The 13528-nt window shown below is 72.3% G+C and carries 13 protein-coding genes; 9 read left to right on the forward strand and 4 right to left on the reverse strand.

From position 1 onward, the window contains the following. Positions 1-32: 32 nt before the first annotated feature. Positions 33-2432 carry a bifunctional SulP family inorganic anion transporter/carbonic anhydrase gene (locus tag ABD366_RS21550; protein WP_324771293.1) on the reverse strand — a complete coding sequence of 800 codons (2400 nt, stop codon included), beginning with the start codon at positions 2430-2432 and terminating at the stop codon, positions 33-35. A 339-nt stretch (positions 2433-2771) separates the two neighbouring features. On the opposite strand from ABD366_RS21550, the gene ABD366_RS21555 reads away from it, so the two are divergent. Continuing rightward, complete coding sequence (locus ABD366_RS21555; protein ID WP_324771292.1) at positions 2772-4070, forward strand: polysaccharide deacetylase family protein; 1299 nt, start codon at positions 2772-2774, stop codon at positions 4068-4070. A gap of 6 nt (positions 4071-4076) precedes the next feature. Here ABD366_RS21555 and ABD366_RS21560 read toward each other — a convergent pair whose 3' ends face one another. After that, positions 4077-5063 (reverse strand): ATP-binding protein, encoded by a 987-nt coding sequence (locus tag ABD366_RS21560; protein ID WP_324771291.1) that lies wholly within the window; start codon positions 5061-5063, stop codon positions 4077-4079. 101 nt (positions 5064-5164) lie between these two features. Here ABD366_RS21560 and ABD366_RS21565 point away from each other — a divergent pair, with 101 nt between their 5' ends. Beyond that, on the forward strand, positions 5165-5989 hold the full coding sequence (locus ABD366_RS21565; protein WP_324771290.1) for a Fic family protein: 825 nt from the start codon (positions 5165-5167) through the stop codon (positions 5987-5989). A 351-nt stretch (positions 5990-6340) separates the two neighbouring features. On the opposite strand, the gene ABD366_RS21570 is transcribed toward ABD366_RS21565, so the two are convergent. Beyond that, positions 6341-7192, reverse strand: a complete 852-nt coding sequence (locus ABD366_RS21570; protein ID WP_324771289.1) for an HAD family hydrolase — start codon at positions 7190-7192, stop codon at positions 6341-6343. A 587-nt stretch (positions 7193-7779) separates the two neighbouring features. On the opposite strand from ABD366_RS21570, the gene ssd reads away from it, so the two are divergent. The 7 genes from ssd to ABD366_RS21605 all read left to right on the forward strand — a co-directional run bounded on the left by ssd (position 7780) and on the right by ABD366_RS21605 (position 13324). Beyond that, the gene (gene ssd, locus ABD366_RS21575) at positions 7780-8898 is read left to right on the forward strand and encodes a septum site-determining protein Ssd (RefSeq protein WP_344442282.1); all 1119 of its coding nucleotides are present in this window, start codon (positions 7780-7782) and stop codon (positions 8896-8898) included. A gap of 142 nt (positions 8899-9040) precedes the next feature. Continuing rightward, positions 9041-10180, forward strand: coding sequence for a TadA family conjugal transfer-associated ATPase (locus tag ABD366_RS21580; protein ID WP_324770490.1), 1140 nt, complete (start codon positions 9041-9043; stop codon positions 10178-10180). 11 nt (positions 10181-10191) lie between these two features. Then, on the forward strand, positions 10192-11040 hold the full coding sequence (locus tag ABD366_RS21585) for a type II secretion system F family protein (RefSeq protein ID WP_324770485.1): 849 nt from the start codon (positions 10192-10194) through the stop codon (positions 11038-11040). A 225-nt stretch (positions 11041-11265) separates the two neighbouring features. Next, positions 11266-12054, forward strand: a complete 789-nt coding sequence (locus ABD366_RS21590) for a type II secretion system F family protein (RefSeq protein ID WP_324770486.1) — start codon at positions 11266-11268, stop codon at positions 12052-12054. A 76-nt stretch (positions 12055-12130) separates the two neighbouring features. Continuing rightward, positions 12131-12364, forward strand: coding sequence for a DUF4244 domain-containing protein (locus ABD366_RS21595; protein WP_324770488.1), 234 nt, complete (start codon positions 12131-12133; stop codon positions 12362-12364). Positions 12365-12395: 31 nt separating this feature from the next. Continuing rightward, on the forward strand, positions 12396-12725 hold the full coding sequence (locus ABD366_RS21600) for a TadE family type IV pilus minor pilin (protein WP_425576965.1): 330 nt from the start codon (positions 12396-12398) through the stop codon (positions 12723-12725). A gap of 224 nt (positions 12726-12949) precedes the next feature. Then, positions 12950-13324: an Rv3654c family TadE-like protein gene (locus ABD366_RS21605; RefSeq protein ID WP_425576967.1), complete on the forward strand. Its 375-nt coding sequence runs from the start codon at positions 12950-12952 to the stop codon at positions 13322-13324. Here ABD366_RS21605 and ABD366_RS21610 read toward each other — a convergent pair. After that, positions 13314-13528: hypothetical protein (locus ABD366_RS21610; RefSeq protein WP_344442270.1), on the reverse strand; the 215-nt coding region annotated here is incomplete at its 5' end. The genes ABD366_RS21605 and ABD366_RS21610 overlap by 11 nt on opposite strands.

Raw genomic sequence — 13528 nt, forward strand, 5'->3', positions numbered from 1 at the left:
CATCTGTTCCACGAGGGAGGGGAGGCGACGGTTCAGCCGCGCGTGGCGCCGGAGACCTCGCTACCGGCTTCCGCGCCGACCCCGCCGCTGACCTCACTCTCCTCGAAGGACTCGGCCGCGACCTGCCCGAAGACGGGATCGGACTCCTCCAGCAGATACGCCTGCGCCTCGCCGACGTGGAAGTACATGCCGTGCAGCTCCAGCGTCCCCTGCTCCAGGGCCGCGGCCACCGACTCGTGCGCCCGCAGGTGCTCCAACTGCTGGACCACGTTGGTGAGACTGAGCTGCTCGACCGCGTCGGCGGGTGCCCGCCCGGCGAGCCGCGCCCACGGCAACCCCTTGTCGGCCAGCCGCTCCAGGCTCGGCGTGCCGTGCCGCAGCCACCGCTTGAGCGGGGTGAGCGCGCCGGCCCCGGTGGGCGGACTGCTCAGCAGCGCCTGCATGGCCCCGCATCCGGAGTGCCCGCACACGGTGATCGACTGCACCTTCAGCACGTCGACGGCGTACTCGATGGCGGCCGCGACCGAATCGTCCCCGCTCTCGGCACCCGGCAGCGGTACGAGATTTCCCACGTTTCTCACGACGAAGAGGTCGCCCGGCCCGCTCGACGTGATCATCGAGGTGACGAGCCGCGAGTCCGCGCAGGTCAGGAACAGCTGCGTCGGCTTCTGCCCCTCCTTCGCCAGCCGCGCCAGCTCGCCGCGCACCAGCGGCGCCGTATTGCGCTGGAACGCGCTGATCCCACTGGCCAGATGGTGCCCGCCGCGCGGCGCGGCGGTCTCGGGCGCCGGGTCGGAGGGCCGGTCGCAGTGGTGGTTGCGCCACGGCGTCCAGGGCCGGCAGCACGAGTGACTCGCGCTCGCGGGCTCCGCGATCCGCTGCCCGCCGCGCCCGGTCAGCTCGACCTGACCTCCTTGCGCGGTGTGCGACTTCTCCCAGTCCTGCAACGCTTCGTATGCGGCATGGTCCATGAACGATCCGTCCAACTCCACTACACAGTCCGCCCCGTGAGGCACCTGGTGCAGTACCCGGCTGAGCCGCGGCACCGCGAGAAACGTCAACTGCCCGCGGACACGCACATGGTGGGCGCCGCACGCGTCTTCCTCGTGCGTGATGCGGGTGCGCGCGAGGCGGTGCAGCGCCACGGCGACGGCGACCGCGACCCCGAGCCCCACACCTTCGAGCACGCCCAGGACGACGACGCCGAGGGTGGTCACGATGTAGACCAGGACCTCACGGTGGCGGGTGACCGTGCGGATGTGGTTCAGGGAGACCATCTGGATGCCGACGGCCATCACCAGGGCGGCGAGCGAGGCGAGCGGGATCAGCTCCAGGACGGGGACCATCAGGAGCGTGGCCGCTACTACCCAAACGCCGTGCAGCATCGAGGAGTTCCGGCTGACGGCGCCCGCGTGCACATTGGCCGCGGAGCGCACCGCCACCCCGGCGACGGGCAGCCCGCCGAGCGATCCGGACACGATGTTCGCGGCGCCCTGGCCGAGGAGCTCCCGGTTCAGGTTCGAGCGGCGGATCTCGGGCGGCAGGTCGGGCCGCGAGGTGGCCAGTTTGTCGGTGGCGACGGCTCCGAGCAGCGACTGCACGCTGCACACGAGGGTGGTCGTCAGTACCGCGGCGGCGATCCCGAGGACGGGCCCGTCCGGCAGTCCGGCCAGCGCGTGGCTGCTCCAGGACGGCAGGTCGACCTCGGGCAGGGTCAGGCCGAACAGCGCGGTGGCCACGGTCGCGGAGGTCACGGCGACGAGGGCCGCGGGCACCTTTCTCAGGAAACGGCCGGCCCGGCCCGGGATGCGCGGCCAGGAGAAGAGGACGGCGAGAGTGAGGGCGCTCATGGCGAAGGCGGCCGGCTGTGCGTTCGCCAACTGGGCGGGAAGCGCTGCCAAGTTGTCGAGCACCGCGCTCTCCGGGGTGCCGCCGAGGACGATGTGCAGCTGGGCGACGGCGATGGTGATGCCGATGCCGGCGAGCATGCCGTGCACGACGGCGGGGCTGACGGCGAGCGCCGTGCGGGCCACCCGTAGGCAGCCGAGGCCGAGTTGGGCGAGTCCGGCGAGGACGGTGATCGCGCAGGTGGTCCGCCAGCCGTAGCGCTGGATCAGCTCGGCGGTGACCACGGTCAGGCCCGCGGCCGGGCCGCTGACCTGGAGCGGCGCGCCGCCCAGCAGGCCGGCGAGGAGTCCGCCGACCGCGGCGGCGACGAGCCCCGACTCCAGGGGTGCGCCGGTCGCCAGGGCGATGCCGAGGGACAGGGGCAGGGCGATCAGGAAGACCGCGATGGAGGCCGACAGGTCGGTTCCCGCGATCCGGAAACGGCGGCGAGGGGGTGGTGGGGGGCTGTGTGCCTTACGGGCGGTGGCTGTGGGCTCGTCCGCCCGGTCGGGGTCACTGGCGCGGGTGGGTACGCAGGCTGACATAGATCCCGTCTCCTGTGGGGTGCAGCGCGGTCGCGGAATGTGGGGGGACCCCAGAGCGGTGGGTGGGGTCGATCGCGGCCGTAGTTCACGGCGTGCAGCGGCGGGAGGAAATACAACGCTCGGTAAATGGATCGTAATGCAGAGTAAAGTTTGGGGCCGGATAAATGAGGCAAATGGGGTAAGAAATCACTCTGAAGAGTGAATAGGAATTTAAGTCGGCTTGTCGTACAAATTGTGCGCGAACCTCATGCGACGTTGACCGCGCCGCCCGTGCACCCGCGGGCGTTTCTCGCAATCACCGTCTTGCAGGCCGACTCCAAGGAAGTAGGTGGGCGGAAGATGGCCGCCACCCAGAGGATCGCCACCCTGAGGATCACCGCGGCCGTCGCCGCCGCCGCGGCGTGCGCCGCGGCCCTCGCCGGTTGTGCGAACAGTGACACCGGCGCCCGGACCGACCGTAGGACCGAGGGCGGTGCCGAAGGCCCGAAGAAGGCCGCGCCCGCCGCCCCCGGCAGCGCGGTACGGCTGATCGGCGACGGCTCGACCGCGTACACCGGTCGGCAGCCGCATCTGCCGCGCGCCGAGCGACTCAGACCCGGCCAGAAACCCCCGCAGTTCGTGGTCTTCTCCTGGGACGGGGCCGGAGAGGACAGTCAGCGGCTCTTCTCGCACTTCCGCAAGGTCGCCGAGAAGAACAACGCGACCATGACGTACTTCCTCAGCGGCGTGTACCTGCTCCCGGGCGCCAAGAAGGACCTCTACCACCCGCCCCAGCACTCGCCCGGCCGCTCGGACATCGGCTTCAACGACGCCGAGGGAATCCGGGACACCGTCGAGCAGTTGCGCGGCGCCTGGCTCGAGGGCAACGAGATCGGTACCCACTTCAACGGCCACTTCTGCGGCAGCGGCGGCGGCGTCGGCCAGTGGTCGGTGTCCGACTGGAAGAGCGAGATCCAGCAGGCCAAGTCCTTCGTGAAGGCCTGGAAGACCAACACCGGCCTGAAGAAGGCCGACCCGCTGCCCTTCGACTACGAGAAGGAACTCGTCGGCGCCCGCACCCCCTGCCTCGAAGGCCAGAAGAACTTCATGCGCGCCGCCCACGACCTGGGCTTCCGCTACGACACCAGCGGCGTCAACAACCAGCTGTGGCCCAAGAAGAAGGACGGTCTGTGGGACCTGTCCATGCAGCTCGTCCCCTTCCGCGGGCACTCCTACGAGCAGCTCACCATGGACTACAACTTCATGGTCAACCAGTCGGGCACGGTGCACGGCGACCCCGGCAAGCGCCAGTACTGGGGCGACCAGATGCGCGACAGCCTGGTGGCGGGCTTCGATCGCGCCTACAAGGGCAACCGCGCCCCGCTGATCATCGGCAACCACTTCGAGTCCTGGAACGGCGGCGTCTACATGCGGGCCGTCGAGCAGACGGTCGAGACGGTCTGCAACAAGCCCGAGGTCCGCTGCGTCTCCTTCCGGCAGCTCGCCGACTGGCTCGACGCGCAGGACCCGAAGACCCTGGAGAAGCTCACCGGCCTCGAGGTCGGGAAGGCGCCCGAACACGGCTGGGACACCTTCCTCGCCGACAAGCCGGCCCCTGCACCCAAGAAGGACGCGAGCGCACCGGCCACCACGTCGTGAACCCCGTCAGGCAGGGGCGATGACGCTCTCCTGAAGGACGTAACCGGGGTCGATCTGCGCCGCCAGATCGGCTCCGGTCCTCTCGTTGCCCCAGCTCTGTGCGTTCTTCCGGTGGAAGTGCACCATCTGGCGCGTGTAGCGCTCCCAGTCGCGGGCCTCGTACGTCGCGTCCACGGCGGCCTGAAGGGTCCGCAGAGCCGCCTTGTTGGCCTCCTCCAGGAGCTCGAAACGCGGCGGGCGTCCCTTCTCCATGGCGCGCACCCAGTCCGAGTGCCCGACGGTGACGAGCAGGTCGTCGCCGACCTCGGAGCGCAGGAAGTCCAGGTCGGCGTCGTCCTCGCCCCGCACCTTGTTCCCCACGACCTTCAGGGCGACGCCGAAGTCCTGGGCGTACTCCTTGTACTGGCGGTAGACGGAGACGCCCTTCCGCGTCGGCTCGACGACGAGGAAGGTCATGTCGAAGCGGGTGAACATGCCCGAGGCGAAGGAGTCGGAGCCGGCGGTCATGTCGACCACCACGTACTCGTCCCTGCCGTCGACGAGGTGGTTCAGGCAGAGCTCCACCGCTCCGGTCTTGGAGTGGTAGCAGGCGACACCGAGGTCGGCTTCGGTGAAGGGGCCGGTGACCATCAAACGCACGGCGCCGCCGTCGAGTTCCACGGGCCGTGCGCAGGCGTCGTACACCGGATTGTTCTCCCGGACGCGCAGCAGCCGTGAGCCCTCCCCGGGCGGCGTCGTCTTGATCATCGTGTCGGCCGAGGCGATCCGTGGGTTCGAGCCGCGCAGATAGTCCTTGATGAGCGGCAGCCGCGCGCCCATGGCGGGCAGCTCGGCGGCGACGTCCTCGTCGAGCCCGAGCCCGGCTCCGAGGTGCTGGTTGATGTCGGCGTCGACGGCGACGACCGGGGATCCCGTGGCGGCGAGGTGACGGACGAAGAGCGAGGACAGCGTGGTCTTGCCGCTGCCGCCCTTCCCTACGAAAGCGATCTTCATGTTCACCTACGGTAGCGGTGTGATTGCGCTGCGTGCCTCACGCGCGTGAAGAAGACCACTCCTTCGTGGACGGGCGGCCCCCGGCCCGTACTGTCGTACTCATGAGTACGACAGCCGATCCCCTTGCCACGCTCGGCACGCTCCCCGGCGTGAGCGACTCCGTGGACTCCGTGCGCAAGGCCGTGGACCGGGTCTACGGACACCGGGTCATGCGGCGCCGCAGCAACGAGGTCACCTCCGAGGCCGCGCTGCGTGGCGCGCGCGGCAGCGCGGCGTTGTCCGGTGCCGACTGGGCGCTCGAAGAGGTGCGCAGGCGTACCGACTTCAGCGGCGGGGACGGCGACGCCGAGGCCCCCGCGGTCGGCGCCGCCCTGCGGCTCACCGCCGAGGCGGGACAGCTCCTGTCGATCTGGCGCCAGTCGCCGCTCCGGGTGCTCGCGCGGCTGCACCTGGTCGCCGCGGCCGACCGAGGGGATGCGGTCGGGCGTCCGCGTACGGCGGGCGAACCGGTCGACGAGCCTCTCATCGAGCTTCCGCTGCCGGAGGCGGACGAGGTGGCGGGCCGACTCGAGGGGCTCTCTCAGTTGATCATCGCGGGGAGTTCGGCGCCCGCCCTGGTGAGCGCCGCTGTGGTCCACGGCGAGCTGCTGGCACTGCGCCCCTTCGGTTCGCACAACGGCCTCGTCGCCCGCGCCGCCGAACGCGTCGTCCTGGTGGGCAGCGGCCTCGACCCGAAGTCGATCTGTCCCGCGGAGGTGGGGCACGCGGAGCTGGGGAGGGCGGCGTACGCGGCCGCGCTCGAGGGCTATGTGTCCGGTACGCCGGAGGGGATGGCGGCGTGGATCGCCCACTGCGGCAAGGCCGTCGAGTTCGGCGTCAGGGAGTCCACCGCGGTGTGCGAGGCGCTCCAGCGCGGCGCCGCGTAGGGCGCGAAAACGGGTGTGGAAAAGGGTTGCGGCGGTACGAGATCTCGTACCGCCGCTGGCATGACGCGCCGGGTTACCAAGCGTCCTCGATATATGCCCATCAGGTCGGGACGTTGCCCGTGGCCTGGTGCGGCTGGCCCGTAATCGACGGGTCGACGTCGCGTGGGTGCCCGGTGTTCATGCTTCGGTCCGTGGGGCCTCGGTTGCGGTTAAAGGTGATCCTCTCGGATGTCCTTGGTCTCGCGGGCCGTTGACTCCTTTGTACTCCTCCCCTGGGAGAAGCGGAAGCCCTGGATGCACTTCTTTACTTTTACAATCAAGTAGGGACGAAACGGGCGCCTTTTCGGGCTCCTACTGTGCAGCGGACAGCGCCCGGCGTCGGCTGACGTACCAGACGAGGCTCGCGGTGGCCGCCGCGGCGCCCACAGCGGCGGCTGTGACCAGAGCGGGACGCGACGGAGCGGAGAGGTTCGGCAGCCTCTTCTTGAGCCTGACCGGCTTGTGGAAGTCGAGAATCGGCCACTCGCGCGCGAGTGCCTCACGGCGCAGCGCACGGTCCGGGTTGACCGCGTGCGGGTGCCCCACGGCGCTCAGCATCGGCAGATCCGTCGCCGAGTCGCTGTACGCGTAGCACCGCGCGAGGTCGTATCCCTCGGATGCGGCGAGCTCCTTGATCGCGTCCGCTTTCGTCGGCCCGTAGGCGTAGTACTCCACCTCGCCCGTGAAGCACCCGTCCTCGCCGACGACCATGCGCGTGGCCACCACGCGGTCCGCGCCGAGCAGCCCGCCGATCGGCTCGACCACCTCGGCGCCCGAGGTGGAGACGATGACGACGTCGCGGCCGGCGGTGTGGTGTTCCTCGATGAGGGACGCCGCCTCGTCGTAGATGATCGGGTCGATCAGGTCGTGCAGCGTCTCGGCGACGATCTCCTTCACCTGCTCCACGTTCCAGCCGCGGCAGAGCGCCGAGAGATACGCGCGCATCCGCTCCATCTGATCGTGGTCGGCGCCTCCGGCGAGGAAGACGAACTGCGCGTACGCGGTGCGCAGCACGGCCCTGCGGTTGATCAGCCCGCCTTGGTAGAACGACTTGCTGAAGGTGAGCGTGCTCGACTTTGCGATGACCGTCTTGTCCAGGTCAAAGAAGGCCGCTGTGCGCGGCATGGAGTGGGTCAAGGACTGGATTTCCACGAGTTTGAGCATAGGCGCCCACCATTCGGCGTAAGCTGTGGCGCGTGGGTTTGCTTGAGAAGCCTCTCGGGTACACCATGGAAGTCACGGATCGTTCGCGACCGTGCTAACCCCGGTCTGGCTCCTCCCCCCCCCGAGTCAGACCGAGGGGACGACCCCCGCTCTCCCCCCCGGCGGGGGTCGTCGCATGTCCGGACCCGTTTTCGGGTCCTTTTTTCTTGCCTCCACGCCCCCGACTCCGGCTCTGATTACGGGAGTTGCGTCGCTCCGCATTCGTCACGGTCTGTGACCGAGAGGCTGCTCTGCGGAGGGTTCGGGCGGCCTTCACTGTGTCACTGGTATGGGTGAAGGGGATATTCACAAGCCTTCTCGCGTCCACAGTTATTGACCAAGATCCACACGATTTACGGGATCGCTGCACGGTGATTCCGGACGCGAAGTTCGGATCGGTGTTCATGGCCGGTTCGTTATGGCCGCGCTGTGCTGGGGCGGTTGGTATTCGGCGCTTCGGCGCCGGGCTTCGCGGCGGATCGGATCGCCCGCGGGTGCGGGCGTCCTCGGGTGTGCTCGGAGACGGGGGACGGATCGTGGTGGAAGCCATGGCGGGTGAGGCGCGGGGTGTGCGGCGCGCACCGTTGATCGTGACGGAGGACGTGGAGCTGCTGGACGACCTGCTGCGGCTGTGCGCCGCGGCCGGCGTGCGGCCCGAGGTCGGGCACGGGGCGCCCGCGGGCAGAGGCAGCTGGGAGGGGGCGCCCCTGGTGCTGGTCGGGGACGATGCCGCGGGGCGACTGCGCGGGGTGGCCCGACGGCGTGGTGTCGTGCTGGTCGGGCGTGACCAGGACGATCCCGGGGTGTGGCAGCGGGCCGTGGAGATCGGCGCCGACCATGTGCTGATGCTGCCCGACGGCGAGCAATGGCTGATGGACCGGATCGCCGATGTCGCCGAGGGCGTGGGACGGCCCGCGCTGACCGTCGGGGTGATCGGCGGCCGTGGGGGAGCGGGCGCCTCGACGCTGGCGTGCGCGCTGGCGGTGGCGGCCGCGCGGGCGGGGCGGCGCACGCTCCTGGTCGACGCGGATCCGCTGGGCGGCGGGCTCGACGTACTGCTCGGCGGGGAAGCGGTGGACGGACTGCGCTGGCCGGCGTTCGCCCAGTCCCGGGGGCGCGTCGGCAGCACCGCCCTGGAGGAGTCGCTGCCCCGGTTGCACGATCTGCGGCTGCTCAGCTGGGACCGCGGGGAGCTGGCCGCGGTGCCGCCCGAAGCGGTGCGCGCGGTGCTCGCGGCGGGCCGGCGCAGGGGCGGAGTGGTCGTGGTGGACCTGCCGCGCCGGGTCGACGCCGGCTCGGTGGAGGCGCTGGCCCAGCTCGACCTGGGCCTCCTCGTGGTGCCACCGGAGCTCCGGGCCGTCGCGGCGGCCCGGCGGGTGGCCGGGGCGGTGGGCATGGTGCTGCGGGACCTGCGCGTGGTGACGGCGCCCGTCCCGGGGGCGGGGGTGCTCGACGGGGACGAGGTGGCGCGGCTGCTGGCGCTGCCGCTGGCGGGTGAGGTGCCTGTGGACGAGCGGGCGGCGGCGGGCGCGTCGGGGACCGGACCCGGCTCGGGGCCGGGACACGGGCCGGGGCTTGGGTCGGGGCTTGGGCTCAGCGGGCCGCTGGGGCGGTTCTGCGCGGCGTTCTGGGAGCGGATGCCGGTGGGGGTGGAGGAAGGCCCCTGAGGGGCGGGGGCGGGGGCGAGTACGTCGTGAACGAGCTGGACGAGCTGGATGAGCTGGACGGGATGAACGGGGTGGTTCTGATGTGGGTGTGGTGCGGGGCGGATGCGGGGGATCGCTGGTGAGCGCGGTGGTCGGGGCGCGGATGCTGGACGGAGTACGTCAGTGGCTCGCGGAGAACGGGGCGGAGGCGACACCCGCTCGGGTGGCCGAGGCGCTACGGGCGCAGGGGCGGATCCTGGGCGACGCCGAAGTGCTGGGAGCGGCCGGGCAGTTGCGGTCCGAACTGGTGGGTGCCGGACCACTGGAGCCGCTGCTCGCGGACGCGTCGGTGACGGATGTCCTGGTGTCGGCGCCGGATCAGGTGTGGGTCGACCGAGGCGGCGGCCTGGAGCTGACCGGGGTCGTCTTCGAGAGCGCCGCATCCGTACGGAGGCTGGCGCAGCGGCTCGCGGCCGTGGTGGGGCGGCGCCTCGACGACGCCCGGCCCTGGGTGGACGCGAGGCTGCCCGACGGGACACGGCTGCATGCGGTGCTGCCGCCGATCGCGGTGGGCTGCACCTGTCTGTCGCTGCGGGTCGTCCGGCCACGCGCCTTCACGCTGGAGGAACTGGTGGCGGCGGGGACCGTACCGCCGGGTGGCGACCGGGTCCTGCGGGCGCTGCTCGACGCCCGGCTGTCGTACCTGATCAGCGGGGGTACGGGCAGCGGCAAGACGACGCTGCTGAGCGCGCTGCTTGGACTGGTCGGGCCGCGGGAGCGGATCGTTCTGGCCGAGGACTCCGCCGAGCTGCGGCCCGAGCATCCGCACGTGGTGCGCCTGGAGGCCCGGCCCGCCAATCAGGAGGGTGCCGGGGCCGTCGACCTGGCGGACCTGGTGCGGCAGGCGCTGCGGATGCGGCCCGACCGGTTGGTGGTCGGGGAGGTGCGCGGCGCGGAGGTCGTCTCGTTGCTCGCCGCGCTCAACACCGGGCACCAAGGAGGCTGCGGGACCGTGCACGCCAACGCGGCGAGTGATGTCCCGGTGCGTCTGGAGGCCCTGGGGACGGCGGCGGGGCTCGATCGGGCGGCGCTGCACAGTCAATTGGCGGCTGCGGTGTCCGTGGTGCTGCATCTCGTACGGGACCGGGGCGGGCGGCGTCGGGTCGCGCAGGTTCATGTGCTGGAGCGGGACGCGGCGGGCTGGGTGCGGGCGGTGTCGGCGCTGGAGTGGGGCGAGCGGGGGTTCGTGCCGGGGCAGGGGTGGGCGCGGCTCGGAGAGCTGTTGGGGGTGGGGTCGCCGTGAGGAGCGGGGTGGTGACGGGAGCGGTGGTGGGGGTGCTGGGAGTGGTGGCTGTGCTCTGGGCGGCCGGGCGGCGGGATGCCGAGGTGCGTCGGGCTCGGAGGGTGTTGGGCGTCGGGCCGGGCGAGGAGGCGGTGTCGGGGTGGTGGTGCGCGGTCGAGCGGTGGTGGGGCTGGGCTCGGGTGCGGCCCGAATGGGGGTGTGTGGTCGCCGGGTCGGTGATCGGGCTCGTCGGGGCGTCGCCGCTGCCGCTCGTGCTCGGGTTCTGTGCCGTACCCGGAGCGGCGCGGGCGCGGCGGGCACGGGAGGCCCGGCGGGAGCGGGAGCGGTGCGGGGACGCGGTGATCAGGTTGTGCGGGCTGATGGCGGGCGAGGTGCGGGCCGGGCGGCAGCCGGGAGAGGCGCTGGCTGTCGCGGTACGCGAGTCCGCGGTGCCGGTCGGCGCGAGGGGCGCGGCTGTGGTGGCGGCCGCGCGGTTCGGCGGGGACGTGTCCGGCGCGCTGCGGGAGGCGGCACGGCAGCCGGGGGCGGAAGGGCTCCACGGGCTTGCGGCGTGCTGGCGGGTGGCCGTGGACCGCGGCGCCGGGCTGGCGGCCGGGCTCGAACGGTTGGCGGGGGCCCTGAGAGCCGAGCGGGATCAACGGGCGGACCTGAGAGCCCAGTTGGCGGGCCCCTGGTCCACGGCGGTGATGCTCGCCGGCTTGCCGGTGCTCGGATTGCTGCTCGGTTCGGCGCTGGGTGCCCAGCCGTTGCGGGTGCTGCTGCATACCGGGGCAGGGGTGGCGTGCCTGGTGGTGGGCGGGGCGTTGGAAGCGGCGGGGATGTGGTGGGCCGTGCGGATCGTGCGGGGTGCGGAGGGGTGAGGGAAGGCCCGGCGGTGGGTGCTGGGCGCGGAGGGGCGAGGGAGGGCCTGGCGGTGGGTGCGGGGCGCTGAGTGTCGGTACGGGTTGCACATGAGCGCGGGTGCAAATGGGTGCGGGGAGTGCGTCGGCTGCAGGGTCGAGCACGGCGCCCACCTGCGTCCCCGAAGGGCGTGGGGCCGGGTCGTGGGACTCCGCGACCCGAACGAACCGAGGAGGTGAGAGGCGATGGAGGTTTTCCACAGGCTGGGGGTAGTGCTGTGGGTTGTCGTGCTGATGGCCTGGCTGATGCGGGAGGTCGGGGCGCGGCGACGGGAACGGGCGGCGTGGCGACGGGTACGGCTGGTCCTGGCGGCGGCCGAGGTGCGGCCGGGTCGGCGTTCGTGGGGGCTGCCGGTCGCGGTCCGGCGGTGGGCACCGGCGGCCGGGGCGGTGTGTGCCGGATACGTGTTCGTCGGCGGTGCGGCCGGGCTGGTGGTCGGGGCGATCGCGGGTGTCGCCGTATGGCGGTGGCGGCGAGGCAGGGATGAGCGGGCGCGAACGGCGCCGACGCAGAGCGCGGGAGCACGTGCCGAGGCCGAACGACAACTACCCCTGATTGCCGACCTGTTGGCGGCGTGCATCGCGGCCGGTGCGGAACCGGTGGAGGCCGCGCGGGCCGTAGGGGAGTCGGCCGGCGGGCCGGTCGGTCGGGCGATGGCGCGAGGGGCGGCGCAAGTACGGCTGGGCGGTGAACCAAACGTGGCATGGCGGGAGTTGACCGCGATACCGGGGGCCGGGGCCCTGGTCCGGCTGCTGGAGCGGGCGGGCGAGTCCGGGGCGCCGGCGGCGGCACCCGTAGCGCGGTTCGCCGCGGAGTGCAGAGCCGAGCGAGGGCGCCGGGCGACGGCGGTGGCCCGTCGGGCCGCGGTGATCATCACGGCGCCGGTGGGGCTGTGCTTCCTGCCCGCGTTCCTCGTGATCGGGGTGCTGCCCGTGGTGATCGGCCTCGCGGACGGGGCGCTGGGCGGCCGCTGAGGTGACGCCTGTGGCGTGGCCCGGCCGTACGGGCGAGAGGTCAACAACGTTGAGATGCGAAGGGGTTGGGGTTGTGATGTCAGGTACGCGTTGGGAACGGTCGTATGGGCGGCTGCGGGCAGGAGCGCTGCACTATGTGCGGGTGGTGCGGTCCGCGCGGCGGGATGCGGGCATGGTCAGTGCCGAGTACGCCGTCGGCCTGGTCGCGGCGGTGGGTTTCGCCGGGCTGCTGTACCAGGTGATGACGAGCGACGCCGTGCAGTCGGCGTTGCAGTCGCTGGTGGCGAAGGCGCTCCATGGGTCGTTCTGAGTCGGTGCGCGGGCGCCGGCGGGACCGGGGCATGGTGACCGCCGAGGCGGCTGTGGTGCTGCCGGTGCTGGTGATGTTCACGATGGCACTGGTCTGGGCGCTCCTCGCGGCGGCGGCGCAGATCCGGTGTGTGGATGCGGCACGGACGGGGGCCAGAGCGGTGGCCCGGCAGGAAGCGCGGGACGCCGCGATCAGCGCCGCGCGCCAGGCAGCCCCGTCCGGTGCGCGGATCGAGGTGAGCCGGGAAGGCGATCTGGTCCGGGTGACGGTGCGGGCGCGGGCGGCCGGGCCGGGCCTCCTCGCCCTCGACCTGAGCGCGCAGGCCGTCGCGGCGGCGGAGGAGACGGGAGGGGCCCCATGAAGGGACGCATGAGGCGAGGCACGAGGGGAGGCACGAGGGGAGGCGTGAGGGAAGGGGCGAGGCGAGGCACGAGGGGAGGCGTGAGGGAAGGGGCGAGGCGAGGCACGAGGGGAGGCGTGAGGGAAGGGGCGAGGCGAGGCACGAGGGGAGGGACGAGAGGAAATACGAGGCGAGGCAGGAGGTGGCGGCCGGGCTGGGTGGGCTCGGACCGGGGTTCCTCGACGATGTGGGTGGTCGTGGCTCTGGCCGCGGTCGGGGCGCTCTTCGGCGGCCTGCTGGCCCTGGGCCGGGCGGTCGAGGCCCGGCACCGGGCAGGCGGCGCGGCCGACCTCGCGGCGCTCGCGGCCGCCGAGCACTGGAGTGAGGGCCGGGCGGCCGCGTGCGCCCTGGCGGGCAGAGTGGCGCGGGCGCAGGGGGCGACGATCGCGCGGTGCTCGGTGGCCGGGGAGGTGTCGGACGTGACGGCGTCGGCAGGAACCGGACCGTTCGCGACCCGGGTGAGAGCCCGCGCGGGTCCAGCGGGCCCGCTCGTACCCGGCAGTAGCCCGGTCTCGGCCCCGCCTCGGTCTCCGCCGCTTTCCGGAGACCTCAGGGGGTGACCGGCGCCCCCGCCCCATCCGGGCCCGCTTCGGCTGCCTCGACCCGATCGGGGTCAGCTTCCGCCGCATCAGCCCGGTCGAGGTCAGCTTCCGCCGCATCACCCCGATCGGGGCCCGCTCCCGCGGCCTCCGCCGCGTCGGGGCCCGCTCCCGCGGCCTCCGCCGCGTCGGGGCCCGCTCCCGCGGCCTCCGCCGCGTCGGGGC

It is taken from the genome of Streptomyces kunmingensis, from assembly GCF_039533535.1.
Classification (GTDB): Bacteria; Actinomycetota; Actinomycetes; order Streptomycetales; family Streptomycetaceae; genus Streptomyces; species Streptomyces kunmingensis.

Coding starts and splice junctions, on each gene's coding strand:
- ABD366_RS21600 (WP_425576965.1), top strand. CDS start 12,396: ATGGTGACCGCCGAGGCGGCTGTGGTGCTGCCGGTGCTGGTGATGTTC.
- ABD366_RS21605 (WP_425576967.1), top strand. CDS start 12,950: ATGTGGGTGGTCGTGGCTCTGGCCGCGGTCGGGGCGCTCTTCGGCGGC.
- ABD366_RS21570 (WP_324771289.1), bottom strand. CDS start 7,192: ATGCTCAAACTCGTGGAAATCCAGTCCTTGACCCACTCCATGCCGCGC.
- ABD366_RS21555 (WP_324771292.1), top strand. CDS start 2,772: ATGGCCGCCACCCAGAGGATCGCCACCCTGAGGATCACCGCGGCCGTC.
- ABD366_RS21595 (WP_324770488.1), top strand. CDS start 12,131: ATGTCAGGTACGCGTTGGGAACGGTCGTATGGGCGGCTGCGGGCAGGA.
- ABD366_RS21590 (WP_324770486.1), top strand. CDS start 11,266: ATGGAGGTTTTCCACAGGCTGGGGGTAGTGCTGTGGGTTGTCGTGCTG.
- ABD366_RS21565 (WP_324771290.1), top strand. CDS start 5,165: ATGAGTACGACAGCCGATCCCCTTGCCACGCTCGGCACGCTCCCCGGC.
- ABD366_RS21560 (WP_324771291.1), bottom strand. CDS start 5,063: ATGAAGATCGCTTTCGTAGGGAAGGGCGGCAGCGGCAAGACCACGCTG.
- ssd (WP_344442282.1), top strand. CDS start 7,780: ATGGCGGGTGAGGCGCGGGGTGTGCGGCGCGCACCGTTGATCGTGACG.
- ABD366_RS21550 (WP_324771293.1), bottom strand. CDS start 2,432: ATGTCAGCCTGCGTACCCACCCGCGCCAGTGACCCCGACCGGGCGGAC.
- ABD366_RS21580 (WP_324770490.1), top strand. CDS start 9,041: ATGCTGGACGGAGTACGTCAGTGGCTCGCGGAGAACGGGGCGGAGGCG.